Origin of the sequence: Pseudomonas morbosilactucae, assembly GCF_023241715.1 — a bacterium.
Classification (GTDB): domain Bacteria; phylum Pseudomonadota; class Gammaproteobacteria; order Pseudomonadales; family Pseudomonadaceae; genus Aquipseudomonas; species Aquipseudomonas morbosilactucae.
In genome coordinates, this window is the sequence record NZ_JALQCW010000152.1 from 1 (window position 1) to 1488 (window position 1488).

Annotated in this window: 1 protein-coding gene and 1 pseudogene; both read right to left on the minus strand. The window is 63.0% G+C overall.

All coding sequences use genetic code 11. From position 1 onward, the window contains the following. Nucleotides 1-42: 42 nt before the first annotated feature. Nucleotides 43-552 (minus strand): annotated as a pseudogene (locus tag M1B34_RS33620) (phage major tail tube protein). A gap of 12 nt (nt 553-564) precedes the next feature. After that, nucleotides 565-1488, minus strand: a 924-nt coding sequence (locus tag M1B34_RS33625; protein WP_268267429.1) for a phage tail sheath family protein, incomplete at its 5' end; no start/stop codon positions are given.

Here is a 1488-nt window from a genome sequence, read left to right on the forward strand (position 1 = left end):
TCCAGGCCGGGATTTTTTAACTTGCGACATCAGGTGTTCTCCTTACAGGCCCAGGGCGAACGTTGGGCGGCGAGCTGGGTCGACGCCGTTCGATCACGCGCTTCATACCCAGCGCATCGATTTCGTAGATGAGGCGCCGTCGACTTCGAGCTTGTAGTAGGTCAGCGCCACGTTGTGCTTGATCTCGGCCTTGTCGCCGGCCTTCCAATCGCCCATGTCGACCTCCTTGAGCAGGCCGCGCAGGGTGACGATCACCGGGGTGATCTTGCCCTTGAGGCCCTTGAAGGCACCGCGGAACACGCCGTTGAACGCCGTGCCATCGGCCAGGCCGAAGAACTTCAGCGACTCGCGGCGCACACCGGTGGTGGTAAAGCCGGCTTCCTGCTTTTCCATGCCCATGTCCAGCTCGACCGGCACGTCCATACCGCCGGCGCGGTGCTCCTCAGTCTTGAGGGTGAGTTTGGGCAGGGTCAGGCTGGGCACGTCGCCCTGGAAGCTGACGCCATCGGCGAACAGGTTCATGTTCGCCAGGGTTTCGGGAATCATTGCCATGGGTGCGGCTCCTTAAGCGGCTTGGTCGAGGACTTCGGTCAGCCACTGGTTGGTGACCTCGACGCGGAAGTTCGGGTTTTCGGCGGGCGGCACGTCGGTGAAACGGATGTTCCAGTACACCTTGCCCTGTTCCAGTTGGCTGGCCGTGTTCAGCTCGATGTCCGCGTAGACCTCGAAGTTGATGATCGCGCCCTGGTTCTTCAGGTCGCGCATGAAGGCCTGCAACCCCTCGGTGACGTCCTTGACGTAGGTCGCCGTGATCGAGCGGTCGACCGCCCATTTGTGGCCAAAGAGGATGGCGTCCATGACGATGTCCATGGTCCGCACCCGGGTGACGAACGCCCACTTCGAATCGCTCGACAAGGTGCGGTTGCCCCAGAGGCGAAAGCCATCGTCGCGAATGATCGTGGTGATATTGGCGTTGTTGAGCAGGTTGGCCCGGCAGGTTTCATCACCATCCAGGAACTCGATGGAACGGGTGGTACCGGTGATGCCGACGAACTCCTTGTTCGACGGCGAGGCCCAGAAGCCGTACTCGTTGTCGGTCCAGGCGAACAGGCCGGCCACCCAGGCCGAAGCGGGTGCATTGACCGTCGCGCTCACGCCGGTGTCCCAGTACTGAATGCCTGGGTCGACCATGAAGGCGCGCTTGGCGCCGAAGTTTTCGGCGTACTCCATCACCGCCTCATCGGTGGTATTGGGTCCGTCGAGGATGGCCAGGCCCCGCAGCTTGTCGGCCAGGCTGACCAGGGCCATGCCCACCGGCAGATTGGCGCTGTGCTTGGGGGCCACCAACAACCGCGGCTGCGCATTGAAGCGGCTCTTGCCGTCCAGCAGCGCCTGCAGGCCAGTACGCTTACCGCTGGCCAGCACACCACCGATGATCGCCGAGGTCTGCAGGGCCGCATCCTCCAGCTTGGCCACCCCACACGCCAC